The sequence below is a fragment of the Bradyrhizobium icense genome (assembly GCF_001693385.1).
Taxonomy (GTDB): Bacteria; Pseudomonadota; Alphaproteobacteria; order Rhizobiales; family Xanthobacteraceae; genus Bradyrhizobium; species Bradyrhizobium icense.
In genome coordinates this window covers 268762-288710 of the sequence record NZ_CP016428.1, presented here as the reverse complement: position 1 = coordinate 288710, position 19949 = coordinate 268762, and the positions used below count along the sequence as shown (strand labels likewise).

General features: G+C 63.6%; 15 protein-coding genes and 1 pseudogene. 7 read left to right on the top strand and 9 right to left on the bottom strand.

Features of this window, described 5'->3' with window-relative positions:
- Positions 1-67: 67 nt before the first annotated feature.
- The 5 genes and pseudogenes from LMTR13_RS01395 to pcaF form a co-directional block, all read right to left on the bottom strand.
- Positions 68-997, bottom strand: coding sequence for a DMT family transporter (locus LMTR13_RS01395; protein ID WP_065726366.1), 930 nt, complete (start codon positions 995-997; stop codon positions 68-70).
- A pseudogene (locus tag LMTR13_RS42095) lies at positions 994-1201 on the bottom strand (hypothetical protein); the annotation flags it as partial. The pseudogene LMTR13_RS42095 and the gene LMTR13_RS01395, both read right to left, overlap by 4 nt.
- Before the next feature lie 201 nt (positions 1202-1402).
- Positions 1403-2008, bottom strand: a complete 606-nt coding sequence (gene pcaG / locus LMTR13_RS01390; RefSeq protein WP_065726365.1) for a protocatechuate 3,4-dioxygenase subunit alpha — start codon at positions 2006-2008, stop codon at positions 1403-1405.
- A 1-nt stretch (position 2009) separates the two neighbouring features.
- Positions 2010-2711, bottom strand: a complete 702-nt coding sequence (gene pcaH / locus LMTR13_RS01385; protein WP_065726364.1) for a protocatechuate 3,4-dioxygenase subunit beta — start codon at positions 2709-2711, stop codon at positions 2010-2012.
- A gap of 135 nt (positions 2712-2846) precedes the next feature.
- Positions 2847-4055 carry a 3-oxoadipyl-CoA thiolase gene (pcaF, locus tag LMTR13_RS01380; RefSeq protein ID WP_065726363.1) on the bottom strand — a complete coding sequence of 403 codons (1209 nt, stop codon included), beginning with the start codon at positions 4053-4055 and terminating at the stop codon, positions 2847-2849.
- A gap of 236 nt (positions 4056-4291) precedes the next feature.
- On the opposite strand from pcaF, the gene mutS reads away from it, so the two are divergent.
- The gene (gene mutS / locus LMTR13_RS01375) at positions 4292-7018 is read left to right on the top strand and encodes a DNA mismatch repair protein MutS (RefSeq protein ID WP_065726362.1); all 2727 of its coding nucleotides are present in this window, start codon (positions 4292-4294) and stop codon (positions 7016-7018) included.
- 6 nt (positions 7019-7024) lie between these two features.
- Here the strand turns inward: mutS and LMTR13_RS01370 are convergent, their stop codons facing one another.
- Positions 7025-7819 (bottom strand): hypothetical protein, encoded by a 795-nt coding sequence (locus LMTR13_RS01370; RefSeq protein ID WP_065726361.1) that lies wholly within the window; start codon positions 7817-7819, stop codon positions 7025-7027.
- A 133-nt stretch (positions 7820-7952) separates the two neighbouring features.
- Positions 7953-8462: an OsmC family protein gene (locus tag LMTR13_RS01365; RefSeq protein ID WP_065726360.1), complete on the bottom strand. Its 510-nt coding sequence runs from the start codon at positions 8460-8462 to the stop codon at positions 7953-7955.
- Between the two features lie 206 nt (positions 8463-8668).
- Here LMTR13_RS01365 and LMTR13_RS01360 point away from each other — a divergent pair, with 206 nt between their 5' ends.
- Both LMTR13_RS01360 and LMTR13_RS01355 read left to right on the top strand, forming a co-directional pair.
- Complete coding sequence (locus tag LMTR13_RS01360) at positions 8669-11464, top strand: [protein-PII] uridylyltransferase (protein ID WP_065732319.1); 2796 nt, start codon at positions 8669-8671, stop codon at positions 11462-11464.
- A gap of 195 nt (positions 11465-11659) precedes the next feature.
- Positions 11660-12988: an IS1182 family transposase gene (locus tag LMTR13_RS01355; protein ID WP_197520869.1), complete on the top strand. Its 1329-nt coding sequence runs from the start codon at positions 11660-11662 to the stop codon at positions 12986-12988.
- A gap of 37 nt (positions 12989-13025) precedes the next feature.
- Here the strand turns inward: LMTR13_RS01355 and LMTR13_RS01350 are convergent, their stop codons facing one another.
- Positions 13026-13343, bottom strand: a complete 318-nt coding sequence (locus LMTR13_RS01350; protein ID WP_065726359.1) for a hypothetical protein — start codon at positions 13341-13343, stop codon at positions 13026-13028.
- A 420-nt stretch (positions 13344-13763) separates the two neighbouring features.
- On the opposite strand from LMTR13_RS01350, the gene LMTR13_RS01345 reads away from it, so the two are divergent.
- Genes LMTR13_RS01345 through LMTR13_RS01335 form a run of 3 tightly spaced genes read left to right on the top strand, consistent with a single transcriptional unit; the run spans position 13764 to position 16690 of the window.
- Positions 13764-15530 (top strand): PAS domain-containing sensor histidine kinase, encoded by a 1767-nt coding sequence (locus LMTR13_RS01345; RefSeq protein ID WP_335622060.1) that lies wholly within the window; start codon positions 13764-13766, stop codon positions 15528-15530.
- A complete protein-coding gene (locus LMTR13_RS01340; protein WP_065726357.1) occupies positions 15527-16198 on the top strand; it encodes a response regulator transcription factor in 672 nt (223 codons plus the stop codon). The genes LMTR13_RS01345 and LMTR13_RS01340 overlap by 4 nt, the downstream gene beginning before the upstream one ends.
- A gap of 33 nt (positions 16199-16231) precedes the next feature.
- On the top strand, positions 16232-16690 hold the full coding sequence (locus LMTR13_RS01335) for a response regulator transcription factor (RefSeq protein WP_418219748.1): 459 nt from the start codon (positions 16232-16234) through the stop codon (positions 16688-16690).
- 938 nt (positions 16691-17628) lie between these two features.
- Here LMTR13_RS01335 and LMTR13_RS01330 read toward each other — a convergent pair.
- Positions 17629-18165: a methylated-DNA--[protein]-cysteine S-methyltransferase gene (locus LMTR13_RS01330; protein ID WP_418219747.1), complete on the bottom strand. Its 537-nt coding sequence runs from the start codon at positions 18163-18165 to the stop codon at positions 17629-17631.
- 266 nt (positions 18166-18431) lie between these two features.
- Here LMTR13_RS01330 and LMTR13_RS01325 point away from each other — a divergent pair, with 266 nt between their 5' ends.
- A complete protein-coding gene (locus tag LMTR13_RS01325; protein WP_065726354.1) occupies positions 18432-19655 on the top strand; it encodes an ABC transporter substrate-binding protein in 1224 nt (407 codons plus the stop codon).
- Positions 19656-19949 lie beyond the last annotated feature (294 nt).

The following is a 19949-nucleotide window of genomic DNA, read 5'->3' as shown; positions in this document are numbered from 1 at the left end:
GTGAACTTTCCGAAGCCGCGCGCGGTTCCCGTCGGATAGTTTGCGGCCGCAGGATTCGCGGCCGGCGCTATGGTGATGGCCCGCTCTGCTTGGCCCGCAGGCACAACCACATGCCGCCGAGCGACAACGCACCGCCAATCAGATGGATCGCCGTCGGTGCCTCGCCGAGAAAGATGATCGATAGCACCGCGCTGACGATTGGACCCAGATAGAGACTCAAGGACGTCGACACCGCGCCGAACATTGAGCCGAGATAGGCATAGGCCGAATAGGCAAAAAGCCCGGGGACGAGACCGGCGAACAAATACACCAGCGCCGCACGTCCGCTGAACGCAGCAGCGGGGGCGGACCAAATTTCATGGATCGCAAAGGGCAACGTGAATAGCGCGCCTGCCGTCGCAAACAGCCCTATCCTTGCCAGAAAGCTCACGCCCTGCCCGACGCGATTTTGCATCAACGTGTATCCCGCCCAGCCGAGCATCGCGAGCAAAGCGAGCAGATCACCGGGCGACAGGCCCGTCCCTATGCCGGCTTGTCCCTTGGTGATAATCAGCAGGGCGCCCGCCAACGCGACCAGCATTCCGACGATTTTTCGTTGATCGATGGTCTCCCGACCCGACACGAAGGAAAGCAGCAGCACAACAAGCGGCGATAGCGCCATGATCAAGGCGATGTTGATGGCCGAGGTTGTAATGCCGGCGACATAGACCGGACCGCCGCAGATGAACATGCCGAGAAAGCCGGCCAGCGCGATGCCGAGGCCGTCCTTGCGCGACAGGCCGGGGCTTTCACGCAACGCCATCACGATGGCCGGCAGCAGGCCGAGCGCCACAATGCTCCAGCGAAAGAAGGCGATCGAGAACGGGGGAACACTCCCGGCAACACCGCGCGCCAGGATCATGTTGGAGACCTGGGCGGTGGCAACCAGCAGAAATCCGAGCAGGCCCAGCACTTCCTGCGCGCTGTTCTTGGCTCTTTCCTTGGTTGGCTCGCTCACGCTCGATCCGGCGCCTGTAAGGTCACGGCAATTACCACAGAGTATCGGCTTGCCATCACGGCGTCGAACGCATTTCCAATCACCGCAATCGACGGCTGTAGCCCGGTGAAGAGTTCGAAGGCCTCGGCGGCCTGATGGATCGCCAGCTCGCGGCCGGTCATTACGCTACAGCCTTTTTGCCTTTGCCGCGGTCAGGAGCGGCGTGCCGCCAGTTGTTCGGCCTTCGTCCAGCGAGCTGATAGTGGCAGCGGACGCCGAGCGCATCGGGCGCCTGTTCTTGCATGGCAGGCGCCGCATGTTGCGCAATCGGCGCACCGATCAACCGGTCAGGAATTGTTCGCGGGTCGATTGAGTTCAGAGGCCATCGCTGCATTCCGCTTGTCACGGCCTCTGCGCCAGTTGCCGTTACACGTCGAAAAACACCGTCTCTTTGTCGCCCTGCAGGTGCACGTCGAATCGGTACACCGCGTTGCCTGAGCTGGGCTGCCTCGTCGCAATCAGCGTGGCGCGACGGTCGGCCGGCACCAGCGCCAGCACGGGATCGGCCGCGTTGGCCGCCTCGCCGTCGAAATAGATCCGGGAATAGAGATGCAGTAGCATGCCGCGTGCATAGACCGCGAGCACGATATGCGGCGCCTGCGGCTTGCCGTCGGGATCGGGAACCCCGCCCGGCTTGATGGTATCGAAGGCATAGTGGCCTTTGGCATCGGTGCCGATGCGGCCGAACCCCTTGAACGACGTATTCGGCAGCGCGCGCTTGTCCTGCGGATCAGAGAACCTGCCCTGCGCGTCCGCCTGCCAGATCTCCAGCATGCAATCCGGCACCGGCACGCCGTCGCCGTCGAACACCGTTCCCTCGACGCGAATGCGCTCGCCCGAGGTGTCCGGCGTCACCAGACTGTTGTTGAACGCGTCGTTCCAGTCGTATTTGCCGCCCGGCGTCAGGCCATAGGCGAAATACGGACCGACGGTCTGCGACGGGGTGATGCCGTCCGGCTTGGTCTGTGGCACTTTAACTGTTCTCCATCGGCGTGGCGTTGCGCCCGCGCAGCACAATGTTGAAGCGGTAGCACAGCGCCCAATCCGGCTTGGTGTTCTCCAGATCGAATGACGAGATCATCCGGTTGCGCGCCTTCTCGTCGGTGACCGAATTGAAGATCGGATCGAACGGGAATAGCGGATCGCCGGGGAAATACATCTGCGTCACCAGGCGCGAGACGAAGGAGTGGCCGAACACCGAGAAATGGATGTGGGCCGGCCGCCAGGCGTTGTGGTGATTGCCCCAGGGGTAGGCGCCGGGCTTGATCGTGATGAAGCGATAATAACCCTGCGCGTCCGATTGCGTGCGGCCGGCGCCGGTGAAATTCGGATCGAGCGGCGCGGGATGCTGGTCGACGACATGGACATAGCGGCCGCAGGAATTGGCCTGCCACAGCTCGACCAGCGTGTTCGGCACGCCGCGGCCGTCTTCGTCGAGCACATGGCCGTGCACGATGATGCGCTCGCCGATCGGCTCGCCCTTGCCGTGAACCGTGAGGTCGTGATCACTCGCGCGCACAGTCTCGTGGCCATAGACCGGCCCGGTCAGTTCCGACAGCGTATGACGCATCGGAATCAGCGGCTTTGAGGGCGAACGCTTGACCGTGCTCTTGTAGGCGGGAGACAGCCGCGGCGGATGCGCCGCGAGTGATTGCACTGGATAGACCAATGTCATGACGAATTCCTCCCTCGCATCGCGCTATCAGCGCAAAATCGCTTTGCGATTTTGTCGCGAAGCCGCGCCGCCAGATCATTATATGACATAACTAATTTGGGAAAGGACGAATTTTCATCCTCCCAAATTATTGTCTTAATTGACCTTTTCGATGGCGACCGCAACGCCCTGGCCGACGCCGACGCACATGGTTGCCAAGGCAAGCTTCCCGCCCCGCTTCTCCATGCCGTGCACCGCCGTCAGCGCCAGCCGCGCGCCGCTCATGCCGAGCGGATGGCCGAGCGCGATCGCGCCGCCATGCGGGTTGACGAAGTCGGCGTCGTCCTTGACGCCCAGTTGCCGCAGGCAGGCTATGCCCTGGGAAGCGAAGGCTTCATTGAGCTCGATCAAATCGAAGTCGCTGATCTTGATGCCGAGCCGCTCCATCAGCTTCTTTGTCGCCGGCACCGGGCCGATGCCCATGATGCGCGGCGGCACCGCTGCGGATGCGAGGCCGAGGATGCGCGCCCGCGGCGTCAGCCCGTGCTTCTTCACCGCAGCTTCGGAAGCGAGGATCATCGCCGCCGCGCCGTCATTGACGCCGGAGGCGTTGCCCGCGGTCACCGTGCCGGGATTGCGCACGATCGGCTTCAGTTTCGCCAGGCCCTCCAGCGTCGTCTCGGGACGCGGATGCTCATCCTTGTCGACGGTGATCGGACCGGCCTTGCCGCCGGGCACCTGGATCGGCGTGATTTCTTCCGCGAAGTAGCCGGAAGCGATCGCCGCGCCCGCGCGCTGCTGCGAACGGATCGCCATCGCATCCTGGTCGGCGCGCGAGACCTGGAATTCCTCCGCGACGTTCTCGCCGGTCTCCGGCATCGCATCGACGCCATACTGCGCCTTCATCAGTGGATTGACGAAGCGCCAGCCGATCGTGGTGTCGTAAATCTCGGCCGAGCGCGCGAACGCCTCCGGCGCCTTTCCCATCACGAAGGGCGCGCGGGTCATCGATTCAACACCGCCGGCAATCGCGAAATCGATTTCGCCGGCACGGATTGCGCGGCCCGCGGCGCCGACCGCATCGAGGCCCGACGCGCAGAGGCGGTTCAGCGTCTGCCCGGGAACCGATTCCGGCATGCCCGCCAGCAACAGCGCCATGCGCGCGACGTTGCGGTTGTCCTCGCCAGCCTGGTTGGCGCAGCCGAAAAACACTTCATCCACCTGCGACCAGTCGAGATCGGGATGCTTCGCCATCAGCGCCTTGATCGGGGTGGCGGCCAGATCGTCGGCGCGGACCTTGGCAAGCGAGCCGCCGAAACGGCCGATCGGGGTCCGGACGGCATCGCAAATGAATACATCACGCATAGAATCTCTCCCTGAATGCCGCGCTTTAGGCGTTGACCCAAATTTGATGGCGAGTTTTAGGAGCGCGCCCGCTGCAGGTCAATTGAGGCGGCGCCCCCGTGCGGTGCTTTCGCGTAGGGCCGCCATGCCCTCACGGCAGGCGTGATCAATCATGCGGCGCCGGGGGCGTGGAAAACTCTGACAACGCAGGTAAGGGAATAGGACCGGGCAACGAAATTCTGTAGTTTGCGGCCCGCATGACGATCCAGCAATCCATTCCCCTGCCCCCGGCGGAAGCACCGGCACCAGAGGCGCCCGCGCGCGTCACGCCGATGATGGAACAATATCTCGAAATCAAGGCCGCCCATCCCGGGCTCCTGCTGTTCTACCGGATGGGCGATTTTTACGAGCTGTTCTTCGAAGACGCCGAAATCGCCTCGAAGGCGCTCGGCATCGTGCTGACCAAGCGCGGCAAGCATCAGGGCATGGACATCCCGATGTGCGGCGTGCCGGTGGAGCGCTCCGAGGATTATCTGCATCGGCTTATCAATGCCGGCCATCGCGTTGCCGTGTGCGAGCAGACCGAGAATCCCGCGGCGGCGCGCGCCCGCGGCAACAAGAGCGTGGTGGCGCGCGGCGTGGTGCGGCTGGTGACGCCGGGCACGCTGACCGAAGACACGCTGCTGGATGCCCGCACCAATAATTATCTGCTGGCGATCGCCCGCGCCCGCGCCTCCTCCGGCGGCGACCGCATCGGGCTTGCCTGGATCGATATCTCCACGTCCGAATTCATGGTCACGGAATGCTCGACCGCGGAACTCACCGCGACACTGGCGCGGATTAATCCGAACGAAGCCATCGTTACCGATGCCCTCTATGGCGATGCGGATCTCGGGCCGCTGTTGCGCGAACTGCCGTCGGTGACGCCGTTGACGCGTGACGTCTTCGATGGCGCCACCGCCGAGCGGCGGCTGTGCGACTACTTCGCGGTCGCGACCATGGACGGCCTTTCCGCGATGTCGCGGCTGGAAGCAACCGCGGCGGCCGCCGCCGTCACCTATATCGACCGCACCCAGGTCGGAAAGCGCCCGCCGCTCTCGCCGCCCTCGCGTGAGGCCGCGGGCACCACGATGGCGATCGATCCCGCCACCCGTGCCAATCTCGAATTGACCCGAACGCTCGCCGGCGAGCGGCGCGGGTCGCTGCTCGACGCGATCGACTGCACGGTTACCGCCGCCGGCTCCCGGCTACTGGCGCAACGGCTCGCCGCACCGCTTACCGACAGTGCAGCCATTGGGCGGCGGCTGGATGCGATTGCTGCCTTTGTCAGCGATAGCACTGCGCGTGATGACATCCGCACGACGCTGCGCGCCGCCCCTGACATGTCGCGTGCGCTGGCGCGCCTGTCGGTCGGACGCGGCGGCCCGCGCGACCTTGCAGCTTTGCGCGACGGCATCTTCGCGGCAGACCAGGCACTGGCCCGGCTCGCGCAACTCGATGCCGCGCCATCTGAAATCATTGTCGTGATGGAGGCGCTGCGCCGTCCCTCACGCGATCTTGCGCGCGAGTTCGAGCGTGCACTCGCCGAACAACTGCCGCTGATCAAGCGCGACGGCGGCTTCATCCGCGAGGGCTATGAGCCCGCGCTCGACGAGAGCCGGAACCTGCGCGACGCCTCCCGCCTCGTCGTCGCCGCGATGCAGGCGCGCTATGCCGAGGACACCGGCATCAAAGCACTGAAGATTCGTCACAACAACGTGCTCGGCTATTTCGTCGAGGTGACGGCGCAGCACGGCGACAGACTGATGGCGCCGCCGCTGAACGCGACCTTCATCCACCGCCAGACGCTGGCGGGCCAGGTTCGTTTCACCACCTCCGAGCTCGGCGAGATCGAGGCCAAGATCGCCAATGCCGGCGACCGCGCGCTCAATCTGGAGCTGGAACTCTTCGAACGGCTTTGCGCCATGGCGCTCGCCGCCAGCGATGATCTGCGCGCGGCGGCGCATGCGTTCGCGCTGCTCGATGTCGCGACGGCGCTGGCGAAGCTTGCGATAGATGACAACTACGTGCGGCCCGAGGTTGATACTTCGCTCGGTTTCGCTGTCGAAGGCGGCCGGCATCCGGTCGTCGAACAGGCGCTGAAGCGCGACGGCCAGCCGTTCATTGCCAATGCCTGCGACCTCTCGCCGGGGCCGGGCCAGAAGTCCGGCCAGGTCTGGCTGATCACCGGCCCGAACATGGCCGGCAAGTCGACGTTCCTGCGGCAGAATGCCTTGATCGCGCTGATGGCGCAGATCGGCTCCTACGTGCCGGCGTCGCGCGCCCGGATCGGCGTCGTCGACCGGCTGTTCTCCCGCGTCGGCGCAGCCGACGATCTCGCGCGCGGCCGCTCCACCTTCATGGTGGAGATGGTCGAGACCGCCGTGATCTTGAACCAGGCCAGCGAGCGCTCGCTGGTCATCCTCGACGAGATCGGCCGCGGCACCGCCACCTTCGACGGCCTTTCGATTGCCTGGGCCGGGATCGAGCATCTGCACGAGGCCAATCGCTGCCGCGCGCTGTTCGCCACCCATTATCACGAGCTGACCGCGCTCTCCGCCAAACTGCCGCGGATGTTCAACGCCACCGTGCGCGTCAAGGAATGGCAGGGCGACGTCGTGTTCCTGCACGAAGTGCTGCCCGGCTCGGCCGATCGGTCCTACGGCATTCAGGTTGCGAAGCTCGCCGGCCTGCCGCCAGCCGTGATCGCGCGCGCCAAGTCGGTGCTGGCGAAACTCGAGGCGCAGGATCGCGGCCAGACCGCCCGCGCGCTCGCCGATGATCTTCCGCTGTTCGCCGTCCCCTCCCGCGCCGCCGCGGAGCCCGCGCCGCCGAGCGAGGCGGAGCTATTAGTGGAGGCAGTGAAGGCGCTGCATCCCGACGAGATGTCGCCCCGCGAGGCACTGGAGGCGCTGTATGCGCTGAAGGCGAAGCTGCCGAAGTAGCCGCTGTCATTCCGCAGCCTTCCCTCGCCCGAGCCACCACAGGCTCAGGTTCCAGCCGATACACGTCGCCAGCGCCAGGGTCAGCCCGACCGTCGAGCCGAACTGCAGCGCCGCGACATGCAGCACCGCAATCGCAATGCCGAGGCCGATCAATCCCCAGGCGCTGTTGGCGAGTACGGCGGCGGTCGGCGGGCCACCGATGCGCGGATGCAGGATCAGCATCATCGAGGTGAACACGATCGGGAATAGCGCGATCATGCCGCTGATCTTGGGACCGACCCAGCCCGAAGTCGTGACCACCGTTGCCACCAGCGTCGCGACCAGCGAGGCGCGCAACGGAATGTCGTACCAGCGTCGCCGGATCGGCGGCATTTTGGCGTGGCGGTAGCGGGCGAGCAGCGGCACGCAGATGCCGAACGCAATGGCATTCACGACCAGCCCGCCGGCGAGCGACCATTGCACCGAGCGGATGATCGCGGCGAGCACGAGCCACACCGCGACCGCCGCAAGGCAACTGAGCAGCGCGCCGTGGCGCTGCGCGAGTACGACATAGGTCAGCCCGAGGAAGATCGTCGCGGCGTTGATCGGCAGGCTTGCCAGCGCGCCCTCGGCGATGAAGGCAGCGTCGTGATCGAGCGCGAGGAATACGTAGGACGGTCCCGCCGAGATCGGCAGCGTCGCGATCAGCGCGCCGATTACGGGGCCTGAGCGTTCGGTGATGATGGAGGCCGTCACCACGAACGCCGCGGTAATCGCCATGCGCAGGCCGAGCGTCAGGATGAAGGCGAGTTCGGGGGACATTTACCTGTCGTCCCTGCGAACGCAGGGACCCATACACCGCGGCTTCTCGATTTTGGGCGGTGCGGGTCTTCTACTTCCACACCAATGGACTTCAGTGGCTATGGGTCCCTGCGTTCGCAGGGACGACGGCGAGCTAGACCCGCTTCATGGACACCGAGACTTTCGGGCCGTTTTTTATCGTCTGATAGACCACGCAGTAACGCTCCGTCAGCTTCAACAGCAGGTCGAGCTTGTCCTGCGGCGCGTCGGTTGCGACCTCGAAGCGCAGGCGGATCTCCTCGAAGCCGACCGGGGCTTCCTTGTCGACGCCGAGCGTGCCGCGGAAATCCAGATCGCCTTCGGCGATGACGTTGCCGCTTCTAAGCGGTACTTCGGTGGCGGTGGCGACCGACTTCAATGTCACGCCGGCGCAGGCGACGAGGGCTTCGAGCAGCATGTCGCCGGAGCAGAGCTCAAGCCCGGAGCCGCCGGTGCCGGGATGGAGGCCGGCTATCGCCAGCGCGCGGCCGGTCTCGACCTTGCAGGCGATCCCTTCATTATCGATCGAGCCTTTGGCCTTGAGGGTAATGACGGCGGCGGAGGGATCGGACTTGTAGCGTTCCTTGATCGGGGCCTGCATCGCGCGGAGTTCGGCGGCGTCCATGTTCGTCTCCCGGACTTTATTTTATGTCCGGTATAGTCGTCGATTGTCGCCATGTCATCACCGCGACTGCCGCGGGGCCTATTCGCTTCGCCGACTTCAGTCTTTTCAACAGGTTAGGGCTGGAATTCGGACGGCCCACGGCATAGCCTCAGGTCAGCTTGGAATCGCCCGTGACAGCCCCTGTGCCGTCCGATATCGGGGAGATCATGGACAGCATCGTGACAGAGGACCGCTCCGGGGCGGATGACCGTTTCGATACCGCGCGGATCACCGCGGCGGTCGATGCGCTGGCCGAAAAACATGCCGGCCGCGAGGACGTGTTTCGCTCGGCGCTGGCACAGCTCCTGAAGGCCGAGATGATCGCGGCGCGCGCCACCGCGCAGGCCGTGCTGCTGAAGGATCGCCACGGCCGCCGCTGCGCCGAGCGGCTCTGCTTCATGCAGGACGAGATCATCCGCATTCTCTATGCGGCTGCGACCCGGCATCTCTATCGCTCGCATGTGCCGTCGGGCGCCGAGCGCATGGCGGTCGTCGCCACCGGCGGCTACGGCCGCGGCTTGATGGCGCCGGAATCCGACATCGATCTGTTATTCATCCTGCCCTACAAGCAGACCGCCTGGGGCGAGCAGGTCGCCGAAGCCATTCTCTATTGCCTCTGGGACATGGGATTGAAGGTCGGCCACGCCACGCGCTCGGTCGATGAATGTATCCGCCAGGCGCGCGGCGACATGACGATCCGCACCGCGATCCTGGAGACGCGGTTTTTGACCGGCGACCGGCCGCTCTATGACGAGCTGGTGGCCCGCTTCGACAAGGATGTCGTGCAGGGCACGGCGGCCGAATTCGTCACCGCCAAACTCGCCGAGCGCGAAGAACGCCACCGCCGCGCCGGGCAGTCGCGCTATCTCGTCGAGCCCAACGTCAAGGACGGCAAGGGCGGCTTGCGTGACCTGCACACGCTGTTCTGGATCGCCAAATACGTCTACCGCGTGCGCGAGACCGGCGAACTAGTCGAGCGCGGCGTGTTCGACGCGCAGGAATACCGCACCTTCCGCCGCTGCGCCGATTTCCTGTGGTCGGTGCGCTGCAATCTGCATTTCGTCTCGGGCCGCGCCGAGGAGCGGCTGTCGTTCGACATGCAGCGCGAGATCGCAGTCCGCCTCGGCTATACCTCGCATCCCGGCATGCAGGATGTCGAGCGCTTCATGAAGCACTACTTCCTAGTGGCGAAAGACGTCGGCGATCTCACCGCCATCCTGTGCGCCAAGCTGGAAGACGAGCAGGCCAAGCCCGCGCCGGTCCTGAGCCGCATGGTGGCACGGCTGCGGCCGAGCGCCAAGCGGCGGCGGATGCCCGACAGCGACGACTTCATCATCGATAACAACCGCATCAACCTCGCCGCGCCTGACGTCTTCAAGCACGACCCGGTCAACCTGATCCGGATCTTTCATCTGGCGCAGAAGAACAACCTCGCCTTCCACCCCGATGCGATGCGGACGGTGACGCGCTCGCTGAAACTGGTGAACAGCCAGCTTCGCGAGAATCCGGAAGCCAACCGTCTGTTCATGGAGATCCTGACCTCGAACGATGCGGAGACCGTGCTGCGGCGGATGAACGAGACCGGCGTGCTCGGTCACTTCATCCGTGCGTTCGGCAAGATCGTGTCGATGATGCAGTTCAACATGTACCACCATTATACGGTGGACGAGCATCTGATCCGCTGCATCGGCTTCCTGCAGGAGATCGAACGCGGCGGCAATGACGAGTTCACGGTCGCGAGCGACCTGTTCCGCAAGATCCAGCCCGAGCATCGCGCGGTGGTCTACATCGCGACCCTGCTGCACGACGTCGCCAAGGGCCGGCCGGAGGACCACTCGATCGCGGGCGCCAGGGTGGCGCGCCGGCTGTGTCCGCGGCTCGGCTTTTCCGCAGGCGACACCGAGCTGGTGGCGTGGCTGATAGAAGAGCATCTGACGATGTCGACGGTGGCGCAATCGCGCGATCTCTCCGACCGCAAGACGATCGAGAATTTTGCCGCCGTCGTGCAATCGGTCGAGCAGATGAAGCTTCTGACCATCCTGACCACCGCCGACATCAGGGGCGTCGGCCCCGGCGTCTGGAACGGCTGGAAGGCGCAGTTGCTGCGCACGCTGTATTACGAAACCGAGCCGGTCCTGACCGGCGGTTTCTCGGAAGTGAACCGCGCGCGGCGCATTGCGCTCGCACAGGCCGAATTCCGCGCCGCCTTCACCGAATGGCCGGAAGCCGAGCTCAACGCCTATATCGGGCGGCATTATCCGGCCTACTGGCTCAAGGTCGATCTGCAACGAAAGATCCGCCAGGCGCGCTTCATCCGCGCCAGCGAACAGGCCGGCCACCAACTCGCGATCAATGTCGGCTTCGACGAGGCGCGCGGCGTCACCGAACTGACGATTCTCGCGACCGACCATCCCTGGCTGTTGTCGATCATCGCGGGCGCCTGCGCCTCGGCCGGCGCCAACATCGTCGATGCGCAGATCTACACGACCACCGACGGCCGCGCGCTCGATACCATCGCGATCTCCAGGGAATACGACCGCGACGAGGACGAGGGACGGCGCGCGACCCGCATTGGCGAGATGATCGAGCAGGTGCTCGAAGGCAAATTGCGGCTGCCCGAAGTAGTGGCGCGCAAGGCGGCCAACCGCGGCAAGGTGCGCGCCTTCGTGGTCGAGCCGGAGGTCACCATCAACAACCAGTGGTCGGACCGCTACACCGTGATCGAGGTCTCCGGCCTCGACCGTCCGGGCTTGTTGTACCAGCTCACCACTGCGATCTCGAAGCTCAACCTCAACATCGCCTCCGCCCATGTCGCGACCTTCGGCGAGCGCGCCCGCGACGTGTTCTACGTCACTGATTTGCTCGGCGCCCAGATCAACGCGCCGACCCGGCAGGCCGCGATCAAGAGCGCGCTGATCCATCTGCTCGCCAGCGAAGACAACGTCGCCAAGCCGGCGGCGTGATTGCTGTCGGCGGCGCCGGTCTCGTAGAATGGGTGGAGCGAAGCGATACCCATCAATGCCGATGCGCGTGATGATGGGTTTCGCTGTGCTCCATCCATCCTACGAGGCTGTGAATCTTTCATTTCGGCTTGGCGGATGTAGCGGAGATCAAGGCGGTCGTGATTCTCTATGTGCGTTGATTCGCCGGAGAGAATAATGGCTGACGAAGGGCTCTTTGGAGAATTGCCGGAACAGGTAAAGCCCCGAGCGGGTGCGGAGCCGCGTGGAGCGCCGCGACTGCGCGAGCCAATGCGCGAGCAGATCGAACTTCGCGCTGTGGATATCGAGAGCCTGATCGGGCAAGAGCATCCGGCGCGCGTGATCTGGGGCTATGTTGAGGGGCTGGACCTGAGCGAGCTTGAGGATCGGGTCAAGGCGCGGGAGAATACGCCCGGCCATCCGCCGCCATCGCCACGACTGCTGCTGGCTCTTTGGCTTTACGCCACGAGCGATGGCGTGGGCAGCGCGCGTGCCTTGGCCCGCCTCTGCGAGAACCATGACGTCTATCGCTGGCTCTGTGGCGGGGTGTCGATGAACTATCACACGCTGTCGGACTTCCGGGTCGGTTGTGCCGACCTGCTCGACCGGTTGCTGAGCGAGCATCTGGCGGCGCTGAGCAAGGCGGGGCTGGTCGATCTGGAGAAGTTGACCCAAGACGGGGTGCGGATACGGGCCAATGCGGGGACCGGATCGTTCCGGCGCGAGGCGACGCTGGATCGGCAGATGGCGCAGGCCCAGGCGATAGTGGAGGAGCTGAAGCGCGAGGTCGATGCGGATCCGGAAGCCAGCAATCGGCGCATCCGGGCCGCCAGGGAGCGCGCGGCGCGCGAACGCAGCGAGCGCGTACAGGCTGCGCAAGCGGCGCTGGCCGAGATCAAGCGCAAGCGAAAGCAACTCGACGAGAAGGGCGGCAATGGCAAAAAGCCGAAGGAACCGCGGGCCTCTACCACAGACCCGCAGGCACGGGTGATGAAGATGGCGGATGCCGGCTTCCGTCCAGCCTACAACGTGCAGGTGGCCAGTGCAGCGGGCGAGCTGATCGTGGTCACGGTCGATGTCGATAACAATGGATCGGATCGCGGCCTGATGCGGCCGATGCTGGAACGAACGCGCTCACTGCTGGGCTGCTTTCCCCGCCGCCACCTCGTCGATGGCGGGTTCTGCAGCGCCGAGGACATCGAGTGGGCGCATGGCAAAGGCGTTGACGTCTACTGCCCACCAACACAATCCAGGAGTGGCATCGATCCTTATTTGCCCCGGCCCGGCGACAGCCCGGGCGTGTTGGCCTGGCGTGCCCGCATGGCCAGCGAAGATGGCAAGGCGCAGTACCGAGCCCGCACGATCTGCGAATGCATCCATGCCCGCTGGCGCAACTGGGACCTGCGGCAATTGACCGTCCGCGGCATCGACAAGGTCCGCGCCGTCGTGCTCTGGTTCGCGCTCACCAACAACATCTTGCAGGGCCACCGTCTCGCCAAAACCTAGTGGCACCGCCAACGTCCGTCTCTTCACAACGGTCGGATCAACTCACACCCTGACCTCGCCTTGCCAATCCCCGCGGACCCAAAAGCTTCACAGGCTCTACGGACTCGCGCTGCCTTTTCGCGTAACACTCGAACGCGCCCAAGGTCGCCGCGATCAAGGTAAGATAGTTTGCCTGCGCCATCAGGACGCCGAGATCGAACAGGGCAAGCAGATCTTCCCACGGGTTCACTACCGGGACGACGTTTGTTCGCCGGCCTCCATCGATGATGGTGGGCTGGAACCTGCGGTCGCGGCGATTTGTTGCGGGTTCGATGTCGTTAGAGCAACGGATCAGATGCAGATGAGCTTTCGGCATATCAATCCCCTGAGTTCGGTTGGCGATCCCCAACGAAGCGGGTTTGACTACAGCGACCGTTGCGGCCGGCAAGGCCTCAGGTCGTTGGGTCTTCCGCAACACTCTTCCCGCATGGCAATACCTGCGGTCTGCCACCATGCGGTTAGCCAAGCAGCGTAGTCGTCGAGAAGGACCGGACCATTGAACGGAGGTTGATCCAAACGTTCCATTCGGTTGGACGGATCATACCGAGGTTTGGGATCGCAACCTGCTCCGCAGCCGCAGAATATCGCGCCCGAACGTCAAGGAGCTGCCGAGGACCTGTCGATTTTGCCCTCCGGAATCCGAAAAGCTGCTAGTATCCAGCCTGTTAGGAGGGCGCCGTTGTCGCCGCTGATGGTCGCGAACGCCTGGCGACGCAGCGCCGCTCGGGATGGCCGAGTGTCAGTGCTTATGATGGTTGAGCCGACGATAAAGTCCTGGCGCTCGGCCGAGCAATGGCTGCTCGGCAGCATGGCGCTAGCGTTGGGCGCGGTGGCCGGAATCTGGCTGCTGCTCGGCCCGGCGCCGACGGCCGCCCCTCATTTCATTGCGATTGCGCTGCTCGTCGCTTCGGTTGCCGCCTCATTGATCATGATGGGTCTGGTCGGCCGCACGCACCGGCAGATGGAGGCCGTGCTCGAGGGCCGGGTGAGCGCCGAAGCACGCGCCATCGAGACGCTGCGCCACAGCGAGGCGCAATGGAAGGAGGTGTTCGAGCACAACCCGGTGATGTACTTCATGGTCGACGAAACGGGAACCGTGCTGTCCGTCAATACATTCGGCGCCGCGCAGCTTGGCTACTCCGTCAGCGAATTGCTCGGGAAGTCCGTGCTGAAAGTCTTTCCTGCCGAAGAGCAACGCGTCGCCCAGAGCAACGTCGCCGTATGCCTGGAGAATATCGGCCAGACCCACAGTTGGGAGATATGCAAGGTTCGCAAGGACGGTTCGACGCTCTGGGTTCGTGAGAACGCCAAAGCCGTGCGGCGGCTGGACGGCCGATTGATCGTCCTGATCGCGTGCGAGGACATCACGGAGCGCAAGCGGGCTGAAAATGCGCTGCGGCAGAGCGAAATGTATCTGGCCGAAGCCCAGCGATTGAGCCACACCGGCAGCTTCGGCTGGCGCGTCGCCAGCGGCGAAATCATCTGGTCGGAAGAGACCTTCAGAATATTCGGTTTCAAAAAGGCCCCCTCCATCAAGCATGCCACCGTCATTCAACGCATTCATCCGGATGATCGCGCCCGCGTGCAACGGACCATCGACCGCGCGTCCAGCGACGGCAAGGACTTCGCGCATGGATACCGATTGCTGATGCCCGACGGCTCGATCAAGCATGTCCACGCCGCCGCGCATGCGGTGAGGGATGCGTCCGATGGCATCGAATTCGTCGGGGCCGTCACGGATATCACGGCCCGCAAGCACGCCGAGATGGAATTGCATGAAGCGCAGGCGACCCTTGCGCATGTCACGCGCGTGACTGCCCTCGGCGAACTTGCCGCGTCGATCGCCCATGAAGTGAACCAGCCGCTCGCCGCCGTGGCTACCAATGCCGCCGCATGCCGGCGTTGGCTCGACCGTGAGCCTCCCGATCTGAAGGAAGCGCGCGGGACCGTGGAGTCGATCATCAAGGACGGCCATCGGGCCGGCGAAGTGATCCAGCGCGTCCGCGCGCTCGTGAACAAGGCCACCGATCAGAAGGCCGCGCTTCACATCAACGATGTCATCAACGAGGTCATCAGCCTGGTGCAGCATGAGCTGCTCAGCCACCAGGTATCGTTGCGGCTGGAGCTCTCCCCCGAGCTGCCGCTGGTCGTCGCCGATCGGATCCAGTTGCAACAGGTCATTCTCAACCTGGTCATCAATGGCATCGAGGCGATGCAACCAGTCACGGACCGGCCGCGAGAACTGGTGATCCGGACAGGCCAGGACGACATCAGGCAAATCATGGTGACGGTGAAGGATTGCGGCGTCGGGCTCGCCACCGCGAATGCCGACCGGCTGTTCGACGCCTTCTTCACCACCAAATCCGGCGGCATGGGAATGGGCCTGTCGATCTGCCGCTCCATCATCGGCGCTCATGGCGGGCGGCTGTCCGCGTCAGGAAATGCCGGCCCTGGCGCGACATTCCAGTTCACACTGCCATCAAATCAGGAGGGCGCGCCGTGACGGGACGCCGGGCATCGCCTCCCACGCTCGCAAGCGCCGAGGAGCCGGTTGTCTTCGTCGTCGACGACGACGCATCGGTACGTGAGGCACTGAGCAATCTCTTCCGGTCCGTGGGATTGCGCGTCGAGGTGTTCGGCTCGGCTCACGAGTTTCTGCAGCACAAGCTTCCGAATGTCCCCAGTTGCCTGATTCTCGACATCAGGCTGCCCCGGCTGAGCGGCCTCGACTTTCAGGCCGAACTGGCCAAGGCCGACATTCACATCCCAGTCATCTTCATGACCGGCCATGGCGATATTCCGATGACGGTCCGCGCAATGAAGGCCGGCGCCGTCGATTTTCTGACCAAGCCGTTCCGCGATCAGGACATGCTGGATGCCGTGACCGCGGCGATCGAACGCGACCGCAGCAGCCGCGACGAAGCGAATGTTCTCTCGGAGCTGCACACGCTTTTCGCGACACTGACTCCGCGGGAGCGGCAGGTGATGACGCTGGTTACGGCGGGGCTCATGAACAAGCAGATCGCAGCCGAAATCGGCCTGGCGGAGATCACCGTGAAGATACATCGCGGGCACATCATGCGGAAAATGGGAGCGAAGTCGCTGCCTGATCTGGTGCGGATGGCCGAGCTGCTGGGGGTCGGGCCCGCATCCGGCCGCTCGCAAACCTAAGCGCAAACCTAAGTATGATTTTCCCTCGCCGATTTGCGGCGCACTCTCCCGAGACGCGGCGGCACAGCAAAAGACATCCTCTGGTCGTCTCCAGAAAGGATCGCCTTGTCCAATCGGGTCATATCAATCATCGACGACGACGGGTCGGTTCGCGCCGCGACCCATAATCTCGTCAGGTCGCTTGGTTACGTCGTCCATTCATTTGCGTCGGCCGAGGAGTTCCTGCGATCACCGCATCTGAATGACACTTCGTGCGTGATAACCGATGTCAGAATGCCAGCCATGAGCGGGCTCGAGCTGCAAGCTCACCTGCTCGCCACCGGCCGTCGCTTTCCCATCATCTTCGTCACGGCTTTTTCAGTCGACAGCGACCGCGCCCGGGCCATGAAGGCGGGAGCGATCTGCTTCCTGAGCAAGCCGTGCGATGGGGAAGCCCTGATCAAGTGCCTCGAAGCGGCGCTGGTGCCAAATGGCGAAGCAGCAAGCAAATGAGCCGATCCGGCCCCTAGATTCTTGTTTTGACGCATTTCTTGACGCGAACCGGTATCCCCTTCGCGGGAAAACGCTCTAGGGCGAGCCAGCATACGTAAGGATGATTTCGTCAAACATCTAGACGAATTGAAGACAAGCCCCGACCGCGCCAGACTTCGCATCGTCCTTCGAGAAACGAGGGCCGCAAAGCATCACACATTTTGATCGGCAAATGGCAATTCCTCAGAAGGAGGTCGCCATGCGTAAAGAACCGCGCTGCTCCGAGTGTGACAGCGAAGACCCGAAGATCATCTCTCTGCGAAATCCAGCGCGCGAGCGTTACTGCGGGCGCTTCTGTCTCAACAAGGGCCATGAGAGTTTCATTCGCTGGATACGGCGTGCCAATGCGGAGATTGCGTCATGAGCAATTGTTGCGGAAATCCGGAATGCAAGCGCCCCTTCGGGCTGGTCCGGCGTAGCTGGTACTTGCAGCAGTTTTGTTCGTCGAAGTGCCGCGAGATCTACAAGCGTCAACTGGAGCGCAACCGGACGTATTGGAAGTGGCTCTACCGGGTGCCCGAACCCGCGGCGCACGGAGACCATCTATCGTGCCGGTGATCGCGGAGAAGCCGGCATGGCGACGGTAAATGGGATGCTGGTGGGCGCGTTGCTGGCGTGGGGGCCCCTGCTGATCGTATTCATCTATATCCTACGGGACATGCGAAACGCGCCCCGTGATCCCGACTGACTTGAACCGGCGGAATGCCCCCAAACATCACTGCAAGCCGGCTCGCTCGATCCGCCGCTCCCTATTCTTGATCCCTTCGCGCTTTCATTGATTTGTAGGTGGGCAAAGCCACCGGGTCGCGCGAATGCGCGCCCGATGACAGGCTCCGCGTGCCCACCATTTCACGTACGGCAAGAATGGTGGGCACGTCGCTGCGCTCCTTTGCCCACCCCTACACTACGCGTTGCACCGTTCGCAGGCTAATCTCCACGCCCTCGTGCTCGAGAAGCCAGCGCTTGCGCTCCAGCCCGCCGCCATACTTCACCAGCGAACCGTTGGCGCCGATCAGGCGGTGGCAGGGCAGGACCACACTGATCGGGTTCGAGCCGTTGGCGTGACCGACGGCGCGGACGGCGCGCGGCATCCGAAGTTTTGCGGCGAGCGCGCCGTAGCTCATCGTCGTCCCTGCCGCGATCTTCGGCAGCGCGTTCCAGACCTGCTGCTGGAACGGCGTGCCGGCGACGCGCCATTGGATCGCTGCCAGGCGGTCGAGGTCGCCCTTGAAATAGCCCGTCAAGGCGGCGCGCAAATCACGCGGCGCCCGCGCATTCTTCAGGTTCACCGCACCGTAATGCAGGCGCAGCAATTGCTGCATGCGCGCCTCGTAGTCTTCCCAGTCCAGCGCGCGGAGCAGGCCATCCGCATCGGTGACGAGTAGCGCGGTGCCGATCGGCGTTGGCAGGCGATCGAGGTTGAAGCTCTCCGGCATCGTCATCCCTGAAAAATTAGCGGCAAGCAACCCGCACTTTTCACCAGCAGCGTGCTGGCGTCCACCCGAATTCCGCTGCCGGTTGGCCGGATCCTCTGCGCAGGCGGCGCTCGCCTGATGCTGCTCCGGCTGGCGTTACGGCGTTCCGTACTGCCTTGCATTGGCAAAATCGTTCCGCCACACTCGCTTCCAACGATGACGTCCGGCCTTCCGAACGGATGACCGGAACAGGATCATCGGTCGAGATCAAGGGAAGGGAGCAACATATGAGAGGTGGTGTTCTTCATCTGATCGCCGGCACGGCGGTTGCGCTCGCACTGGCGTCGCCTGCTGCCGCGCAGAAGAAATACGATACCGGCGCCAGCGATACCGAAATCAAGATCGGCCAGACCGTTCCGTTCTCGGGGCCTGCATCGGCCTATGCCGGCATCGGCAAGACGCAGGCCGCCTATTTCAGGATGATCAACGAAAAAGGCGGCATCAACGGCCGCAAGATCAATCTGATCCAGTATGACGACGCCTACTCGCCGCCGAAAGCTGTCGAGCAGGTGCGCAAGCTGGTCGAGAGCGACGAGGTGCTGTTCACCTTCCAGATCATCGGCACGCCCTCGAACGCCGCCGTGCAGAAGTATCTCAACGCCAAGAAGGTGCCGCAGCTATTGGCAGCGACCGGCGCCTCGAAATTCACCGATCCGAAAAATTTCCCCTGGACGATGGGCTACAATCCCAACTACCAGACGGAGGGCCGCATCTATGGGCAATACATTCTGAAGAACCATCCCAACGCCAAGATCGGCATTCTCTATCAGAACGACGATCTCGGCCGTGATTATGTCACCGGCTTGAAGGACGCCCTCGGCGCCAAGGCGGCTTCCATGATCGTCGCCGAAACCTCCTATGAGCTGACCGATCCGACCATCGATTCGCAGATCGTCAAATTGAAAGCGGCTGGCGCCGACCTGCTCTACGACGCCTCGACGCCGAGATTCGCAGCGCAAGCGATCAAGAAGGTCGCTGACCTCGGCTGGAATCCGGTCCACATCCTCGACATCAATGCGAGCCCGGTGTCTGCCACGCTCAAGCCCGCAGGCCTTGACATCTCCAAGGGCATCATCTCGACCAACTACGGCAAAGACCCCGGCGATCCGCAGTGGAAGGATGATCCCGGCATGAAGGCTTATTTCGCCTTCATGGACAAGTATTACCCGGAGGGCGACAAGCTCAACACCGTCAACGTCTACGGTTATGGGACCGCGGAATTGCTGGTGAAGATCCTGCAGCAATGCGGCGACAACCTCACTCGCGAAAACATCATGAAGCAGGCGGCCAATCTGAAGAACGTCACCGGCAGCCTGTCGCTGCCCGGCATGGTCACCAACACCTCGCCGACCGACTACCGCATCAACAAGCAGATGCAGATGATGAAGTTCAACGGCGAGCGCTGGGAGCTGTTCGGACCGATCATCGAGGATACCGGACCGAGCGGTTAGTCAGGCTCGTCGGATGAGCTTCCGTGTCCCGGACGCGGTGCAGCGCCGCTTGGCGGTGCGCCGCAGGCGCCGTGACACGGGATTTCAGTTTGCGTTGAGCTTCTTGCATTAATTGAAGGCAAGCGGTGCACTGGATCCTTTTTTGTGCAGGCGGAACCCCACCGCCTTCACCCAAAATCCTGCATCTCCAGCTACGTCTTGCATTGCAACATGGCTTCCGCCACTATTGCGGCAGCGATGGCGCGCGCCCGGCCTAACGGCAGCGGGCGAGCTCATCCGCTCAATCATAAACTC

Excerpts from the sequence above, each read along its gene's own strand:
- LMTR13_RS01360 (WP_065732319.1), top strand. The coding sequence starts at position 8,669 with ATGGACAGCATCGTGACAGAGGACCGCTCCGGGGCGGATGACCGTTTC.
- LMTR13_RS01350 (WP_065726359.1), bottom strand. The coding sequence starts at position 13,343 with ATGCCGAAAGCTCATCTGCATCTGATCCGTTGCTCTAACGACATCGAA.
- pcaH (WP_065726364.1), bottom strand. The coding sequence starts at position 2,711 with ATGACATTGGTCTATCCAGTGCAATCACTCGCGGCGCATCCGCCGCGG.
- LMTR13_RS01370 (WP_065726361.1), bottom strand. The coding sequence starts at position 7,819 with ATGTCCCCCGAACTCGCCTTCATCCTGACGCTCGGCCTGCGCATGGCG.
- LMTR13_RS01355 (WP_197520869.1), top strand. The coding sequence starts at position 11,660 with ATGGCTGACGAAGGGCTCTTTGGAGAATTGCCGGAACAGGTAAAGCCC.
- pcaF (WP_065726363.1), bottom strand. The coding sequence starts at position 4,055 with ATGCGTGATGTATTCATTTGCGATGCCGTCCGGACCCCGATCGGCCGT.
- mutS (WP_065726362.1), top strand. The coding sequence starts at position 4,292 with ATGACGATCCAGCAATCCATTCCCCTGCCCCCGGCGGAAGCACCGGCA.
- LMTR13_RS01365 (WP_065726360.1), bottom strand. The coding sequence starts at position 8,462 with ATGGACGCCGCCGAACTCCGCGCGATGCAGGCCCCGATCAAGGAACGC.
- LMTR13_RS01325 (WP_065726354.1), top strand. The coding sequence starts at position 18,432 with ATGAGAGGTGGTGTTCTTCATCTGATCGCCGGCACGGCGGTTGCGCTC.
- LMTR13_RS01330 (WP_418219747.1), bottom strand. The coding sequence starts at position 18,165 with ATGCCGGAGAGCTTCAACCTCGATCGCCTGCCAACGCCGATCGGCACC.